Here is a 14,984-nt window from a genome sequence, read left to right on the forward strand (position 1 = left end):
TCCCACGGGGCGCGTCCGGCCCTTTCTTGCCTTTCCTGACCAACGGAGGTTCGCCGTGTTCGCCATAGGACGACTCCTTTCGACACTGGCCAAAGCGTCAACCGTGCTGGGCACGATCTGCGTGACGCTGATGATGCTGCACGTGACCGCCGACGTGGTCGGACGCTACCTGTTCAACGCGCCGTTGATCGGGACCATCGTGATCGTGGCCAACTATTACATGATCGTGCTCGTCTTTCTCTCGATCGGCGTGGCCGAGGAGAAACGCGCGCATATTTCGGTCGAGGTATTCACCGACATGATGCCCGAGCGGCCGCGCAAGGTTCTGGACGTCTTTTCCGGGATCTTCACCGTCGGCGTCATCTCTCTGGTGGCGTGGGGCGGTTACCTCGAAGCGGTCAAGAAGACCAACCTTGGCGCGACCAAGGAACAGGGTTCGGCGATGATCGAGATCTGGCAGAGCTACTGGGCGATCCCTGTGGGCGCAACGCTGATGGCGGCGGTCGCGGCCTATCGCGTCGTGACCCAGATCACGGGCGCGCGCAGCGGGCTGGATGAAACAGATGAAAATGCGAAGTTCATAAATGACTGATGTCGGAATCGGCTTGAGCGGCCTTGCCACGCTCATCGCCCTGATCGCTGTCCGGGTCCCGATCGGGATCGCGCTGATCGGCGTCTCCTTTGGCGGGCTCTGGATGCTCATGGGACCACGGGTGGCATGGGGATCGCTCAGTATCATCCCGTACGAGTTCACGTCGAGCTGGATTCTCAGCTCGATCCCGATGTTCCTGTTCCTGGGCTTCATCAGCTACCACACGCAGCTGACACGCGGCATGTTCAACGCCGCGCGGATCTGGCTGTCGAGCCTGCCCGGCGGGCTGGCCATCGCGTCGATCTTTGGCTCGGCAGGTTTTGCCGCCGTGTCGGGATCGTCTATCGCCTGTTCAGCCGCTATGGGCCGGATCGCAATTCCGGAAATGATGAAACATCACTACCATCCGGAACTGGCCACCGGGACCGTGGCCGTCGCGGGCACGATCGGCGCGCTGATCCCGCCATCCATCATCCTGATCCTGTACGGGGTGATCGCGCAGATCTCGATCTCCGCCCTGTTTCTCGGCGGCGTGGTGGCCGGCCTGCTGACGGCCCTGGGCTATGTCATCGTCGTTCTGGTCAGGGTCGGCCTGAACCCCGAACTGGCGCCGGATCGCGACGCAAGTGTACCGTTGAGCGAAAAGCTCCTCGCACTGCGTGAGACCTGGCCGATCCTGTTGATCATGATCGGCATTTTCGGCGGGCTGTTCGGCGGCGTCTTTACCCCGACCGAAGCGGGCGCAGTGGGTGCCTCGCTGGCATGTCTCGTCGCCATCGTCAGCGGTCAGATGACGTTTACAAGGTTCCTGACAGCGGCACGCGAAACGCTGATGACCACTGCCGCGCTTCTGATCATTGCCATCGGGGCCAGCTTGCTGACGCGGTTCCTTGCCCTCTCTGGCGCGGGGGATTTCCTGTCCTCGGGCATTCTCTCCATCGCGACGAGCCCGATCCTGCTGATGATCGGCATCGTCTGCGTCTACCTGTTGATGGGCATGTTTCTTGAACCCATCGGGGCGATGCTGCTGACCCTGCCGATCATTCTGCCGGTCGTCGATGCCTCGGGCTGGAGCCTGTTGTGGTTCGGCATCGTGCTGACCAAGCTGCTCGAGATCGGAATGATCACCCCGCCCATCGGGATGAACGTATTCGTGATCAAGAGCGTGGTGGGCGACCTTGTCAAAACCTCGGCCATCTTCCGGGGCGTGGTGTGGTTCATCGTCATGGACCTGGTGCTGGTGGCGATCCTGTGCGCCTTCCCGCAACTGGTTCTGTGGCTGCCCGAATTGTTGAGCTGATGAAACCGGCCCCCTTCAAGCGATGATTGAGAAGAAAAATGCAAACTGACCAACTGATCCGCCGTGCCCGCAGCCAGCAACTGGGCGACCTGTTGCGCCGCTCGGCCATGCGTATGCCGACCAAGACCGCGCTTGTGTTTCGGGACCAGTCCGACAGTTTTGCCGAGCTTGACGCTGCGGTGAACCGTGCGGCGAACGGCCTGGCCGAGCGTGGCGTCAAGAAGGGCGACCGTGTGGCCTTGTTCACCCACAACAACAGAACCTTCGTCGTGCTGCGTTTCGCGCTGGCCCGGCTGGGCGCTGTCGCGACGCCGGTCAACTTCATGCTTACCGCGCCTGACGTGGCCTACATCCTGAGCCATTCCGGCGCGTGCATGATCGTGGCCGAGGACGCGCTGTGCGCCACGGCCGACGAGGCGCTCGCCATTACCGGAACCGAGATTCCGCGGTTTGCGATTCCCCATGCCGGCGTGGATGCACCCGAGGGGTGGGTTCCGGTCGCAGAGTTGCTGGAGCATTCGGACAGTTCCGAGCCGTGGTGCGACCTGGCCGAGGACGACCCGGTGCAGATGATGTATACCAGCGGAACGGAGTCACGGCCCAAAGGCGCCCTGCTGACCTCGGGCGCGCTTTACGCGCAATACGCAAGCTGCATCATCGATGGCGAGATGCAGGCGGATGCCGTGTCGCTTCACTGCCTGCCGCTGTTCCACTGCGCCCAGCTCGACTGTTTCCTCAGCCCCGATCTGTACCTTGGCGTGACGTCGATCCTGCATGACAAGGCCGATCCCGCAGAGATGCTCGAGGCGATCGAGACGCATGGCGTGACCAAGCTGTTCTGCCCGCCAACGGTTTGGATCGCCCTGTTGCGCCATCCCGATTTCGACAAGCGTGACCTCAGCTCGCTGAACGTAGGGTATTACGGGGCGTCGATCATGCCGACCGCGGTGATCGAGGAATTGGCGCAGCGCCTGCCGCAGATGCGCCTGTTCAACTTCTATGGCCAGACGGAAATGGCGCCGGTGGCGACAATCCTCAAGCCCGAGGACCAGATGCGCAAGCTGGGTTCGGCCGGGCGGCCCGCGCTGAACGTGGAAACGCGGGTGGTGGATGACGAGGACAACCCGGTTCCGGTGGGAGAGGTCGGTGAGATCGTGCATCGCAGCCCGCATCTCATCACCGAGTATTACAACGATCCGGAAAAGACGGCAGACGCCTTTCGCAACGGCTGGTTCCACAGCGGTGATCTGGGGCGGTTCGACGACGAGGGGTATCTCTACGTCGTTGACCGCAAGAAGGACATGATCAAGACAGGTGGCGAGAACGTGGCCAGCCGCGAGGTCGAAGAGGCGGTGTTCCGTCACGCGGCTGTCGCCGAGGTCGCGGTGTTTGGCGTGCCGCATCCCAAGTGGATCGAGGGGGTCGTCGCCGTCGTGGTGCCCAAGGCCGGTGAAAGCGTGACGGCGGACGAGATCATGGCCTATTGCCGGGACGTGCTTGCCCATTTCAAGGCGCCCAAACACGTGGAAATCGCCGACCAACTGCCGAAGAACGCAAGCGGCAAGATCCTAAAGCGCGACTTGCGGCAACGGTTCGAGGGCCTGTTCCCGGAATGATCACTGCGCTTTGACCGCCAAAGGGGTCGAGGCCATTTCAAAACGGCGCTGCCCAGGATGTGAAGCCCCGGGCAGGCAGAGTGCGCATCACAGCGGAACGAAACGCCAGGCATCGCCTTCGGCCTCGACCCGACCAAGACCGGGATAGGGCAGGTGGGTTACTGCAATGGGAACGCCCGATGCGGCGACTTCGCTCAGCAGGGCGCGTCGCGTGGCGGCGGCGGTGGTCGGATCGCCGTCCAGCGCGTATCCGACATTGGGTTCGGCGAAATGCACATCGGCGGAAATCAGGGCATCGCCAGCGATCAGCAGTTCCTGCCCGTCCGATGCCAGGCGCAACCCGCGATGACCGGGCGTGTGTCCAGGCAACGGCACCAGTGTCAGGCCATTGCCAAGGTCCGCCGCGCCGTCATGCAGCACGACGCGGTCGGCAAAAGTGCCGGCGATGGTCTGAATGGCCTCGATCATCGGACGCTGATCGGCGGGAACGGCTGCGGGCAGGTCGGGGTTGGTCCAGAACTCCCACTCGGACTTCGCGACATGGACCGGCACGCCGGCAAATCCGCCGCCGAGAAATCCGCCGATATGATCGGCATGCATATGGGTCAGGACGATATCGGTGATCGGTTCGCCTGAAATGGTCTCGAATGACATGCCGGTTTCGGGAAACCGCTCCTTAAGCGCCTGACCCGAACCGGTGTCGATGAGAACGCGCCGATCGCCGGTTTTCACCAGCCAAAGATTGGCCCCGATGGTCACCGGATCGCTCAGACGGGCGGCGAGGTCGTCGGACAGGCCGGAGAAATACGCGACTGGAAGGTCGAAATGACCGTCGTCGAACACGGTAAGCTCGATCTGGCCGATGGTCATGCTGTGCGGATTGGGCATCTTGGTGATCCTTTGATTGACGTTGCCCTTGGATATGCGGTGACCCGGCGCGAAATCTATTGTCGCTGATGACAAATGATTTGCCGAAGGCGCCAAAACGCGGATCAGCTTCGCCGCGTTTGTTTCCTGAACCACGACCCCGAAAGGACCAGCGCGATGGCGGAATAACCCGCTGTCAGCATGAGCAGCGTGCCAACCTCGTCAAATACGGCCGAGACGGGTGCCGCCATCTGGTCGATCTTGACCATCGCCTTCATCGCGGTGGTCGAGGGGATAAGGTTAGCCAGAGTTCGGATCGGTTCCGGGACGCTTTCCACCGGCCATGACATTCCGCTGAGGAAGAAAAGCGGCAGGCCCATCACCGCCAGCAGAAAGATCACCCCCTCGCGCCACGGGATCAGCCGCGCCAGGGCAAACCCCATCGCAATGGTTGCCGTCAGGAAGGGGATCGCCACGATGTACAACCCCTTGGCCGTGCCGATGTACGGAATCGCATATAGCCATGGTAACAGCAGTTGCGTGCCCGCGATCCAGCCGCAATAGAGAAGAAGATAGGCCAGAGGTGTTGCCACCGTGTCCACGCCCGACAGCGGCCTGCGCCCGGCATGAAGGATGCCTATGCCCATCAACAGGGTCTGTTGCAGGATCAGTACAAAGGCCGCGGGCAGCACGTAACTCGCGTACCCGCCTTGCGGGTTGAACAATGGAACCGCGGTCACGGTGACCGGCGAAACCGCCGCAATTGCAGTCGCTGCATCGGTCCCGCTGGTGGTCAGCCGGGCATATTGCACCTCGGCACCCAGACTGCGGGCCGCCAGTGAAACGGCCCGGATCATCGAACCATAGGCGAGGAAGTAGCTGCCGTCGCCAAAGGCGGCAATCGGCGCGGCCCTACCATCCAGCAGATCGCGCTCAAAGAAGGGCGGGACGATTACGACGCCAAAGACCTCGCGGCGAAAGAACATCTCCTCGGCTTCGGCCAGGCTGTTCACCGATGCCAAGATGGCGACGGTATCGGCATTGTCGATCCTGCGGAACAACGTGCGGCTGGCGCCCGAGCCGTCCTGGTCGATCACTGCGATGGGCATGTCGCGGACGACCTCGGTCCGATAGGGTTGCGGGTAAAGCATCGAATAAATGACGATCGATACCAGCATTGTTGCCCGCGCCCCCGGATCGGCCAGCAGGGCTTTCAAGGCGCGGAACATGGCGCGTAAGAAAGAGATCATGGTTTGACCTCTTCGCGTTCGGGCCGGGGGGGTGCGGCGGCCTTGTGCACCAGCAGCAGCATCACGCCGCCATAGGCCACGAGTTGCAGAACCTGCCATCCGATCGCAGGGATCGATATGTCGACCGGAGCGCCCCGGATCACCTGATCGGTCCGCAGTTGAAGGTAGGGCGTGAGCGGCAGAAGCGCGCCCCAGATGACCGAAAAGTTGTTCATCAGCGCCCGTGGAAAGGTGATCCCGGCAAAGCCAAAGGCCGGCGCGGTCAGGAAACCTGTCATCCCGAGGGCACCGACGGTGTCACCGGCGAGCATGCCTGCAAACGCCCCGAGGCAGAGGCATGAGAGCACGAAAAGAACCGTGTAGGTGACATGCAGTTCGATACTGCCGCGGAAGGGCGCGCCGAAGAAGCCGAACAGGATCGCGTCGGCCAGAGCGACCATAAGCAGAAAGGCCAGCGCGTACGGGGCCAGCTTGCCCGCCACGGCCTTGAACACCGATCCGCCCTGCGCCACGAGCCGCGCCATCCCGGCGCGTGAATGGCGGTCGCGGGCCATCGCCAGCGCGGCGCTGATTCCCATGAAGATGTGCAGTACCGTGGGCATCGCGGCGGCCAGCAGGAACTGAACGTAATCCAGCGCGGGGTTGAACAGCGGGCTTTGCTGCACCGGTACCGGGTTGATCGCCTCGCGCGCCTCGAGGAGCGGTTCGCCGCGGGCAATTCGCACCTGCATCGACACACCGGCCGAGAACGTTCCCAGCGCCGCCTGCGTTCCGCGCGAGACGATGCCGCCCACTGTCAGCAACTGATTGTTGTAGAAGGTCACGATCTCGGGGCGGCGTCCCTGCAACAGATCGCTTTCCATGTCCTCGGGGATCAGAACCACACCGTAAACATCACCAGCAACCAGCGCTGTCTTGGCTTCTGCAAGGTTTGACATGTGGGCTGCCACCGCGATTTCAGGCGTGGCGTCGACCATCCGGACGGCCCGTCGCGACAAGGTCGTGTTATCCTCGTCCACCACGGCAATCGGCAGGTCGGTCGGCAACCCGTTGTAGAAGATCGCGGACATCAGCAGCATCAATGCCAGCGGGACCGGGCCCAGCATCAACGCCAATGCGGGCCGGTCTGCGATCTGTCGCAACTCGCGCATGAAGACGCGCCGGAACCCCGGCGGAACCCGCTTCGCCACGGCTCAGATCCCGCTTCGGTCGACCAGCGCGCTCATCCCCGGGCGCAGGTCCGGCACCCGGGATACCGGTTCGGCACGGACCGAGAAGGTACGCAGGTCGAAATCGCCGGTCGCCTTGGTGGCGCGCCAGTTTGCATATGTGCCTTCGACGTTGATCGCGGTGATCCGGGCGGTGACGACGCGGTCGTTCAGCGCGGGAACGCGCACGCGCAACTCCTGCCCGATGGTCAGGCCGTCCAGCAGATCCTCGCGCAGGTTGAAGGTGAACCAGGCATTGTCGACATCGACGATGGACAGAACCGGCGCACCGGCCGAGAACAGCTTGCCCGGTTCGGCCATACGTGCGCTGACCTGCCCATTGATCGGGGCATGGATGGCCAGTTCGGCGATATCGGTCTCTATCCGCGAGACATTGGCGCGCGCCTGCTCTACCTGCGCGGTGGCGACGGCCTTTTGTTCGCTGCTGCTTCCATTGCGGGCCAAGAGAAGCTCGGCCTCGGCAGCCTCCCTGCCGCGCATGGCGACGTCCAATGTGTTCGAAACCTCGTCAAGTCGCTGGACCGAGGCCACCGCGGAATCCCGCAGGCGGCTGATCCTGTCATAGGTCTTTTGCGCGAAATCCAGATCGGCCTCGGCCTTTTTCAAGGCGGCTTCTCGTGCGGCAATGGTTTCGGGGCGGGTGGAATAGGTCAGGTCGCGATTGGCGACTGCGACGGCCAGTGCGGCGCGCGCCTCGGCCAGCCCCGCCTGCAACTGCGGGCTTTCGAGCTGTACCAGCAGGTCGCCGTTTTCGACCCGGTCCCCGAAATCGACGCTGACATCGGCCACGCGACCAGGGACGCGCGGCGAGAGGTCGATCCGCGTTGCCTCGACCTCTCCCTGGATCAGAAGGGTGGGCGGCGCGCTTGCGGCCCATACGACATACCCACCCGCGGCCACGGCAAGGACGATAAGGGCAGCGGCCATCTTGCGTGACGCCATTGGAAAATTCCTCTGTTCCGGTAGATTGTCATATTTAGGAAAATTGATATTTTCCAAATAGGGAGGCAACGCCCCATGTCAACAGGCAACGAGCAAAAGAACCGGCAGGACAGCAAGCGGCAGGCCGGTCGACCGCCGACAAGATCCGAAGACGAGACGCGACAGTTGGTAGTCCGTGCAGCGATAGAAGAATTCATCGACCACGGGGCCATGCGGGCAAGCATGGGCGGGATCGCGAGGCGCGCGGGGATTTCGACGCGGACCCTCTATCGCTTCGCTCCCAGCAAGGAGGAGTTGTTTCGCGTCGCGGTAGAGCAGCGCATCGAAGAGGTGATCGCAACTGCGCCCGAACCGCATCGACCCTGCGAAAGCCCGGAGATAGAGCTATCGCGGATCCTGCGCGCGTATATCGACTTGTTGCTCAGCGCCGAAGCGCTCGCCACCACGCGCATCGTGATTTCCGAACTGGAACGGTTTCCCGATCTTGCCACCAGTTTCCGGTCAGGCGGGCAGCGGGTCGCGCAAGCGTTTGACCGGAGCATCCTGGAGTTCTGCAAGCGGCGCGGGTTGGATTGCGGCGACCCCGGGCACGAGGCAAGGATCCTGCGTTGGACGCTGGCCGGGATACAGCGGCAGCGGCTGTTACGGGTCGAGGAGCAACTTTCTGAATCCGAACTGGACGCGTTGACGCGACAATTGGCGCACAGGTTTCTCGCATTGACGATGCCTTCACGCTAGTGTCGTTTGCTAGCAACCTTTGCTGACTGCGCCAGATATGCCTTCGACCGTCATTCTGTCTTATCCCAAGGCCATGAAATCGTCCGTACTGGGCTTGTCGGACATGCTGAGCCATGCCGCGCTTGCGCCCGTGACGGTTTCCGCGAAGGGCGAGGCACCGTCACGGGCGCGGGCCGTGATCCTGCCGCCATCGGCCGGGGAATCGCACCCGCGCGAGGCACCATGGATCGTCGACTGGCTGTCGGATCAGGCCGGGCAGGGGGCCTTGATCTGTTCGGCCTGCACTGGATCGCGGCGGCGGGTATAGATCGCGGGCGGCCCGTCACCACCCACTGGGGCCTTGAGGCACGCATGCGCGAGGATTGGCCCAGCCTTGCGTTGGACACTGACAGGTTGGTGATCGAACATTCCGACCTTGTAACGGCGGGCGGTCTGATGGCGTGGATCGACCTTGCGCTTGTGGTCATCGAGCGTTTGTCCGGGCGCGCGGCCATGTTGGAGACGGCACGCCATTTCGTGATCGACCCCGGGCGGCGCGACCAGCGGCGGTTCCGCCGGTTCCTTCCTGCGATGGATCACGGCGACAGGGCGGTTCTGACCGCACAGCACAGGATCGAGGCGCGGTTGGACCGTCCGCTGATGGCCGCCGACCTGGCGCTCGAGGTCGGGCTGTCCCTCCGTTCGCTCCAACGGCGGTTCCATTCGGCGACCGGTTACAACCTGACCGGTTACCAGCAGGCATTGCGGATCGAACGGGCGCGCGACCTGTTGTCGGAAACCGGACGCGCCGTGGCCGCTATCGCGGCCGAGGTCGGGTATTCCGATCTGCCCGCCTTTCACCGCGTGTTTTCCCGGCATACGGGGATGACGCCGGGCCAATACCGCCGTACGCAATGGAGCGCCTCTACCCCTCCAAGGCCTGCGCAAGTGCGATGAAGTCGTCGACCTCGATATCGTAGCCGCCGGGCGGGGGCATTTCAGGCGGTTCCGGTCCCCACTCCAGCGGGCGGCGTACCAGCGCGGTACGAAACCCGACATCTCGTGCGGCATCGAGGTCAAACGGATGGCAGGCGACCATAAGGCATTGCTCGGGCGCCAGTTGCAGCATCCCGGCCGCGCGACGATAGGCTTCGGGCAGGAGTTTGTAGACGCCAAGACCTTCGCAGGACAGGATCGCATCCCAGGTCAGGCCGTTTTGACGCCCGCTGTCGATCACCAGCCGATAGCTGAGCAACGTGAAGGAAACGACCGGCAGGCGGCTGCGCAGTGCCGCCAGCCCGTCCTTGACATCCGGCCAGGCGGCGAAGCCATGCGGCGCCTCCCACGCGATGGCGTGGCGATCGGCCTCGTCGAACGTATCGAGCCCTTCATCGGCCAGCAGCGCATCGAGGCAGAACCGGTGGGCCTGGTCGAAATTGTATTCCGGCGGGCCGTTCTGACCGAGGTTCAGCATGGCCTCCAAGCTGCGCCGGCGCAGCGCGTTGGCGAGGGTGGCCCAATCGCGGTCGATCCCGTGGCGCTGGCCGGCCCGCGCCAGCGCATCGCGAAACCCGCCATGCCAGTCCAGCACCGTTCCGCCGGTGTCGACCGTCAGCGCGCGAATACCGTCAAGGCTCATGGGATCAGCACCGTCGCGCCCAGCGTTTTGCCGGATTCAATTGCCTGATGCGCCTTGACCGCATCCTTGAGCGGGTATTCGTAGTTGATATTGGCGTCGAGGATCCCGTCACCGATAGCCTTGAACAGATCGCGCGCCGTCCATTCCAGGTCCGAGCGTTTGGCGACGTAATGCATGATTGCAGGGCGGGTGATGAAGAGCGATCCGCGCCGTCCAAGGTCCTGGATGATGTCGATCGGATCGGGTGGACCCGAGACATGGCCGTAGGCGGCGCAGACGCCCATCAGGCGCAAGCTGTCGAGACTGTCCTGCAACGTGTCCTTGCCGATCGCCTCGTACACGACGGCGCAGCCCTCGCCATCCGTCACATCGCGCACGACGTCCACAAAGCTTTGTTGTGATCGAACGACCGGATGATCGCAGCCAGCGGCGCGGGCGACCTCGGCCTTTTCCGGGGTCGAGACGGTCCCCACGACAGTTGCGCCCAAGGCCTTCGCCCATTGGCACAGGATCAGCCCCATGCCACCCGCGGCGGCGTGGACAAGGATCGTGTCGCCCGGCTGCACGGCATAAGTTCGATGCAGCAGGTAGTGGGCTGTCATCCCCTTCATCAGCAGGGCCGCGACCTGCTTGTCATCCAACCCGTCAGGAAGGTGGAGAAGCTTGTCAGCGGGATAGTTCCTTACCTCGGAATAGCTGCCGAGCGGAGGAATGCCATAAGCGACGCGGTCGCCGGTCTGGAACCCGGTCACGCCCTCACCCACGCCTTCGACGATGCCTACCCCTTCGAAACCGATGACGACCGGCGGGGCCGGGACCGGCCAGGGGTGCGAGATCCCGCCGCGGTGATAGGTGTCGGCATAATTGACGCCGACGGCCGTGTGACGAAGCCGAACCTCGCCCGGTGCAGGGTCCGGAACGGGCCAGTCTTGCCATTTCATCGCCTCTGGCGGGCCCAGCTTGTGGATCACTTGCGCTTTGCTCATCGTCTCCTCCTTCGATGGCAATGGATGGATCAGGTTACAGCACGTCCTGCCATTCGGGGTGGCGGGCGATCTGCGCCTTGGCAAAGGGGCAGAGTGGTACGATCTTGCGCCCCTCGGCACGGGCGTCGGCGACGCCGCGCGCGACCAGTGCCTCGCCCGCGCCACGTCCGCGCAGCGCATCGGGAACACCCGTGTGGTCGATGATGATCGAGGCATTGCCGAGCCGCGAATAGGTCATCTCGGCCTCGTGCCCATCGAGGACCAGCCAGTAGCGGCCCTTGCTTTCGCCTTCTTCGCGGTGAATGTCGAATTCGCTCATGCAGCCTGTCCTTCGCTCAGCTGGCGCAGAATACGGGCATAATTCTCCTCCCCCTGCGCGCCGGTGACGAGGTGCTGCCGGTCAAAGATCATGGCGGGAACGCCCCGGATGCCGCGGCTGGTCCAGAACTGTTCCCTGGCGCGAACCTGTTCGGCCCGCTCGCCGCTCTCCAGCATGGCGCGGGCGGCGTTCGGGTCAAGCCCGATCTCCGCGGCGACTTCGGCAAGCACACCGATATCTGACACGTCCCGTCGATGGGTGAAGAATGCGGCGAATAGCGCCATCTTGGCCTGATGCGCCTTGCCTTGATCTTCGGCCCAGTCGATCAGCTGATGCGCGCGGAAGGTGTTGTACATGCGCATGTCGTCGGCATAGTCGAAGGTAAAGCCCAGATCGACCCCCATCGCGGTCAGTCTTGCGCGGGCCTTGCGCGAATCCTCGGGCGTCGTTCCGTATTTCGCGGCGAGGTGCTCGCGCAGGTTCTCGCCCTCGGGTGCCATGCCGGGGTTCAGCTCGAACGGATGCCAGTGGATTTCGGTTTCGACACCGGTTTCCTCAATGGCGCGTGCCAGTTGGTGATAGCCGATCGCGCACCACGGACAGACCACGTCGGACACGATGTCGATGCGAAGGGGGACGGGCTGGGCTGTCATGTGTCTTCTCCGTTTCGGTGCGAATAGTGGGCGCGATGGCCGGCGCGCGGTCTCACGCCTTTTTCACATCGGTGGCAAAGCGGGCGGCGTTCTCTTTGAGGAACGCGCTGGGATCGGCGTTTTCATCCCAGAACTGTGGCTGCGCCTTGGGGATGGTCAGCGCCTTTTGCACGGCAGGCCGCGCGTCGATCCGGTCGAACCAGGCCTTGAGATTTGACAGGCCGTCAACATCGACCTTGGCCCAGACATAAGCGCGTGCCCAGGGGTACAGCATCATGTCGGCGATGGTGTATTCATCGGCGGCAATCCATTCCCGGCCATCCAGGCGCGTGTCCATAACCTCCAGCAAACGGCGGCTTTCATCGACATACCGCTTGATCGAAAAGGGTTCGTCATGGCCGTTGGGCGCGGCGATCCGCTGGAAATACATGGCCTGTCCCATCATCGGGCCGATATGGCCGACCTGGAAAAGGGTCCATTGCATGACCTCGGACCGTGCAACCGGATCGGAGGGCAGGAACTGGCCGTATTTCTCGGCAAGATGCCACAGGATCGCGCCGGATTCGAAGATCGCGCGCCCCTCGGCCCTGTCATAGACGGTCGGAATCTTGCCGTTGGGGTTGAGCAGAAGGTAATCGGGCGCTTTCTGCTCCTGCTTCGAGAAATCGACAAAGGTCAGGTCATACGGCACCCCGGCCTCTTCGAGGAAGATGACGGGTTTGTATCCGTTCATCGTTGCTGCCGTGTAGAGGTGGATGTCGGGTTCGCTCATGGCATAGGGTCCTTGGTCGATGTGCGGTTAGCTGATGGAGGCAGGCCGAGGCGGAGCGGCCGTCACCGACCGCCCCTTGGCTCTTGCAGGTCAGGCGGCGGTTTCTGTGGCCGCCGGGGCAAAAACCGACTTCAGATGCGCGTCGAAACGTTGGAAATCGTCTTCGATCTGCGGGTTCTTCATCACGTCGAAGGCAGCGAAGGTCGGCAGCGCTTCCATCCCGAAAAAGCGGGAGTTCAGGTGAACCGGGCGCAGCAGATCATCTACGTTCGCGCCACGAAAGAACGGCTCGGTCGGGTCGGCAAAGGCCTCGGCCGGGGCGTTGAACGTGGTCGAGATCATGTAGCTCGTGCCCCGGAGCGATCCGCCCATGCCGTAATTCGCCTTGGGCGCTTCGGGAGTGCGGCCATCGCCGGCGCACAGACGGCCATCCATACCGGCGGTATAGACCTCGTCCATGTATTTCTTGAAGGACCACGGAACACCCATCCAGTTGACGGGAAACTGCAGGATCACGGTGTCGGCCCAGATATGGTTCTCGACCTCGGCTTCGACGTCGTACCCGTCGGCAACGGTCGTGACGCGTACTTTGTGCCCCATCTCGGAGAGCGCGGTGCGTGCGCGTTCGGTCAGCGCGGCGTTCAGCTCTCCCTTGGCGAACGGGTAGGGTTGTGCTCCGTTCAGGATCAGGATCTTGCTCAACGGTATATTCCTTTTGAATGTGTTGATGTGTCGCTTGACTCGCGTCGGGTTCGGGTAGAAGGATGTGTGGCCAGAAAACAAAAAGCAACCAGTATACTTTTGGTAACCTAAAGTTTCTGGTTTGCATTCCCTTCAGCAAGAAAGGAGGACTGGATGCGAGCACGTGTAGAACAAGATGCGAAAGGTCGTCGTCAGGTCGTCGAGGCCTGTCTGGAGCCATGCGCCATCGAGAAAGGCATGCGGATCATCGGCGGCAAATGGACGGGATCGATCCTGTGGCATCTCAAGGATGGGCCGGTCCGCTTCAACGACCTGTCCCGCATGATCGGCGGGGCCAGCAAGAAGATGATCACCGAACGGCTGCGCCAACTGGAATCGCAGGGTCTTGTCCGGCGAGAGGTTCTGGATACGGCCCCCGTGTCGGTACAGTACGAAATCACGGATTTCGGCGCCACGGCATTGGGGTTCCTCAACGAGTTGCGCCTGTGGAGCGAGGGCCTGCCCCAATCCATGGTGCGTGATGAGTGAGGGTCTGCCTCGGCGCAAGCCCGATCCCGTCCCGACCATACATCCGGTCGCCGAGTATGCCGCCTCGGGACGTCTGGCAGAGGTCTATGACCGGACCAAGCGTGCCCTTGGCGTTCCATGGATGGGTGTCGTGGCGATGGCTTTTGCCCATTATCCGACCTTCTACGACAGGCTGTGGTCGGCACTGGAGCCGATGGTCGCCGGTCCGGCATTCGCCGCCGCCTGTGCAGATCTGCGCCGGACCGCCGAGGAGGAGGCCGGAAAGCTTGGCCCCCCGCCGATCCGCGATCGCCTGATTGCGATGGGCTATGGCGAAGGCGAGCTGGAAGACATCGTGGCCTGCAACGAGGTCTTCTCGGCCGGAAACATGCCCTATGTCCTGATGGCGACACTGGCACGCGCGATGCTGGAAGGGATCGAATGGACCGGGCAGGGTGCGTCGACGCCCTTGCCTGCGTCCGTGCCGGAGATGCCGCGCCCGCCCTTGATGGAGGTCCATCACGCCGATCCCGAAACCCGTGCCCTGTACGCCGATCTGCGCAAGACGCTCGGCCTGCCGTTCGTGAATACCGACTACCGGGCCTTTGCGCGCTGGCCGAGTTACTTCGCGACCGCCTGGGGTGACCTGAAGCCGGTGGCGCTTGACGCGTGCTATCAGCCGGCGGTGACGCGCGTGCATCACCGCGCGGTATCGCTTGCGCTTTCGCTGCCGAACGTCACGGGGATGACCCCACAGGCGCTGATCGACGCAGCGGCCAAAGATGCCGATCCCGATCAGGTGCGCGACGTCGTCCGGCTGTTCCAGTGGCTATTGCCGGGTCTTGCGCTGAATGTGGGTTTCTTGCGCGCGCAGCTCGTCCGCTGACAGCCGG

18 protein-coding genes are annotated in these 14,984 nt (G+C 63.1%); 8 read left to right on the forward strand and 10 right to left on the reverse strand.

Annotated features, from left to right (window positions below; genetic code table 11):
• Positions 1 to 55 precede the first annotated feature (55 nt).
• From ACFORG_RS03030 to ACFORG_RS03040, 3 genes are read left to right on the forward strand one after another with little or no spacing between them, the layout of a single operon-like run.
• Complete coding sequence (locus ACFORG_RS03030) at positions 56 to 592, forward strand: TRAP transporter small permease (protein ID WP_386733915.1); 537 nt, start codon at positions 56 to 58, stop codon at positions 590 to 592.
• Positions 585 to 1,892 carry a TRAP transporter large permease gene (locus ACFORG_RS03035; RefSeq protein WP_386733916.1) on the forward strand — a complete coding sequence of 436 codons (1,308 nt, stop codon included), beginning with the start codon at positions 585 to 587 and terminating at the stop codon, positions 1,890 to 1,892. The genes ACFORG_RS03030 and ACFORG_RS03035 overlap by 8 nt, the downstream gene beginning before the upstream one ends.
• A 38-nt stretch (positions 1,893 to 1,930) precedes the next feature.
• Entirely contained in the window at positions 1,931 to 3,508 is a 1,578-nt protein-coding gene (locus ACFORG_RS03040) for an acyl-CoA synthetase (RefSeq protein WP_386733917.1), read from the forward strand.
• Positions 3,509 to 3,595: 87 nt separating this feature from the next.
• On the opposite strand, the gene ACFORG_RS03045 is transcribed toward ACFORG_RS03040, so the two are convergent.
• The 4 genes from ACFORG_RS03045 to ACFORG_RS03060 all read right to left on the reverse strand — a co-directional run bounded on the left by ACFORG_RS03045 (position 3,596) and on the right by ACFORG_RS03060 (position 7,796).
• Positions 3,596 to 4,396, reverse strand: coding sequence for an MBL fold metallo-hydrolase (locus ACFORG_RS03045; protein ID WP_386733918.1), 801 nt, complete (start codon positions 4,394 to 4,396; stop codon positions 3,596 to 3,598).
• Between the two features lie 104 nt (positions 4,397 to 4,500).
• A complete protein-coding gene (locus tag ACFORG_RS03050) occupies positions 4,501 to 5,625 on the reverse strand; it encodes an ABC transporter permease (protein ID WP_386733919.1) in 1,125 nt (374 codons plus the stop codon).
• Positions 5,622 to 6,815 carry an ABC transporter permease gene (locus ACFORG_RS03055; RefSeq protein ID WP_386733920.1) on the reverse strand — a complete coding sequence of 398 codons (1,194 nt, stop codon included), beginning with the start codon at positions 6,813 to 6,815 and terminating at the stop codon, positions 5,622 to 5,624. The genes ACFORG_RS03050 and ACFORG_RS03055 overlap by 4 nt, the downstream gene beginning before the upstream one ends.
• 3 nt (positions 6,816 to 6,818) lie before the next feature.
• On the reverse strand, positions 6,819 to 7,796 hold the full coding sequence (locus ACFORG_RS03060; protein WP_386733921.1) for an HlyD family secretion protein: 978 nt from the start codon (positions 7,794 to 7,796) through the stop codon (positions 6,819 to 6,821).
• 75 nt (positions 7,797 to 7,871) lie between these two features.
• Between ACFORG_RS03060 and ACFORG_RS03065 the strand changes: the two genes are divergently transcribed.
• Genes ACFORG_RS03065 through ACFORG_RS03075 form a run of 3 tightly spaced genes read left to right on the forward strand, consistent with a single transcriptional unit; the run spans position 7,872 to position 9,470 of the window.
• The gene (locus tag ACFORG_RS03065; RefSeq protein ID WP_386733922.1) at positions 7,872 to 8,534 is read left to right on the forward strand and encodes a TetR/AcrR family transcriptional regulator; all 663 of its coding nucleotides are present in this window, start codon (positions 7,872 to 7,874) and stop codon (positions 8,532 to 8,534) included.
• Positions 8,535 to 8,571: 37 nt separating this feature from the next.
• On the forward strand, positions 8,572 to 8,841 hold the full coding sequence (locus ACFORG_RS03070) for a hypothetical protein (protein WP_386733923.1): 270 nt from the start codon (positions 8,572 to 8,574) through the stop codon (positions 8,839 to 8,841).
• Positions 8,757 to 9,470 (forward strand): GlxA family transcriptional regulator, encoded by a 714-nt coding sequence (locus ACFORG_RS03075; protein ID WP_386733924.1) that lies wholly within the window; start codon positions 8,757 to 8,759, stop codon positions 9,468 to 9,470. Before ACFORG_RS03070 ends, ACFORG_RS03075 begins: the two co-directional genes overlap by 85 nt.
• On the opposite strand, the gene ACFORG_RS03080 is transcribed toward ACFORG_RS03075, so the two are convergent.
• The 6 genes from ACFORG_RS03080 to ACFORG_RS03105 form a co-directional block, all read right to left on the reverse strand.
• Entirely contained in the window at positions 9,439 to 10,152 is a 714-nt protein-coding gene (locus ACFORG_RS03080) for an HAD family hydrolase (RefSeq protein WP_386733925.1), read from the reverse strand. The two genes, ACFORG_RS03075 and ACFORG_RS03080, sit on opposite strands and share 32 nt — an antisense overlap.
• Positions 10,149 to 11,138, reverse strand: coding sequence for a quinone oxidoreductase family protein (locus ACFORG_RS03085; protein ID WP_386733926.1), 990 nt, complete (start codon positions 11,136 to 11,138; stop codon positions 10,149 to 10,151). The genes ACFORG_RS03080 and ACFORG_RS03085 overlap by 4 nt, the downstream gene beginning before the upstream one ends.
• A 34-nt stretch (positions 11,139 to 11,172) precedes the next feature.
• Complete coding sequence (locus ACFORG_RS03090) at positions 11,173 to 11,457, reverse strand: GNAT family N-acetyltransferase (protein WP_386733927.1); 285 nt, start codon at positions 11,455 to 11,457, stop codon at positions 11,173 to 11,175.
• Positions 11,454 to 12,110, reverse strand: a complete 657-nt coding sequence (locus ACFORG_RS03095; protein WP_386733928.1) for a DsbA family oxidoreductase — start codon at positions 12,108 to 12,110, stop codon at positions 11,454 to 11,456. Before ACFORG_RS03095 ends, ACFORG_RS03090 begins: the two co-directional genes overlap by 4 nt.
• A 52-nt stretch (positions 12,111 to 12,162) precedes the next feature.
• Positions 12,163 to 12,882 carry a glutathione S-transferase family protein gene (locus ACFORG_RS03100; protein WP_386733929.1) on the reverse strand — a complete coding sequence of 240 codons (720 nt, stop codon included), beginning with the start codon at positions 12,880 to 12,882 and terminating at the stop codon, positions 12,163 to 12,165.
• Between the two features lie 90 nt (positions 12,883 to 12,972).
• Complete coding sequence (locus tag ACFORG_RS03105) at positions 12,973 to 13,584, reverse strand: NAD(P)H-dependent oxidoreductase (RefSeq protein WP_386733930.1); 612 nt, start codon at positions 13,582 to 13,584, stop codon at positions 12,973 to 12,975.
• 153 nt (positions 13,585 to 13,737) lie between these two features.
• On the opposite strand from ACFORG_RS03105, the gene ACFORG_RS03110 reads away from it, so the two are divergent.
• Together ACFORG_RS03110 and ACFORG_RS03115 are read left to right on the forward strand one after the other, a co-directional pair.
• Complete coding sequence (locus ACFORG_RS03110) at positions 13,738 to 14,112, forward strand: winged helix-turn-helix transcriptional regulator (RefSeq protein WP_386733931.1); 375 nt, start codon at positions 13,738 to 13,740, stop codon at positions 14,110 to 14,112.
• On the forward strand, positions 14,105 to 14,977 hold the full coding sequence (locus ACFORG_RS03115) for a hypothetical protein (protein ID WP_386733932.1): 873 nt from the start codon (positions 14,105 to 14,107) through the stop codon (positions 14,975 to 14,977). Before ACFORG_RS03110 ends, ACFORG_RS03115 begins: the two co-directional genes overlap by 8 nt.
• The last annotated feature ends 7 nt before the right edge of the window (positions 14,978 to 14,984 follow it).

It is taken from the genome of Lutimaribacter marinistellae (assembly GCF_042648365.1).
In the GTDB taxonomy this organism is placed as follows: domain Bacteria; phylum Pseudomonadota; class Alphaproteobacteria; order Rhodobacterales; family Rhodobacteraceae; genus Lutimaribacter_A; species Lutimaribacter_A marinistellae.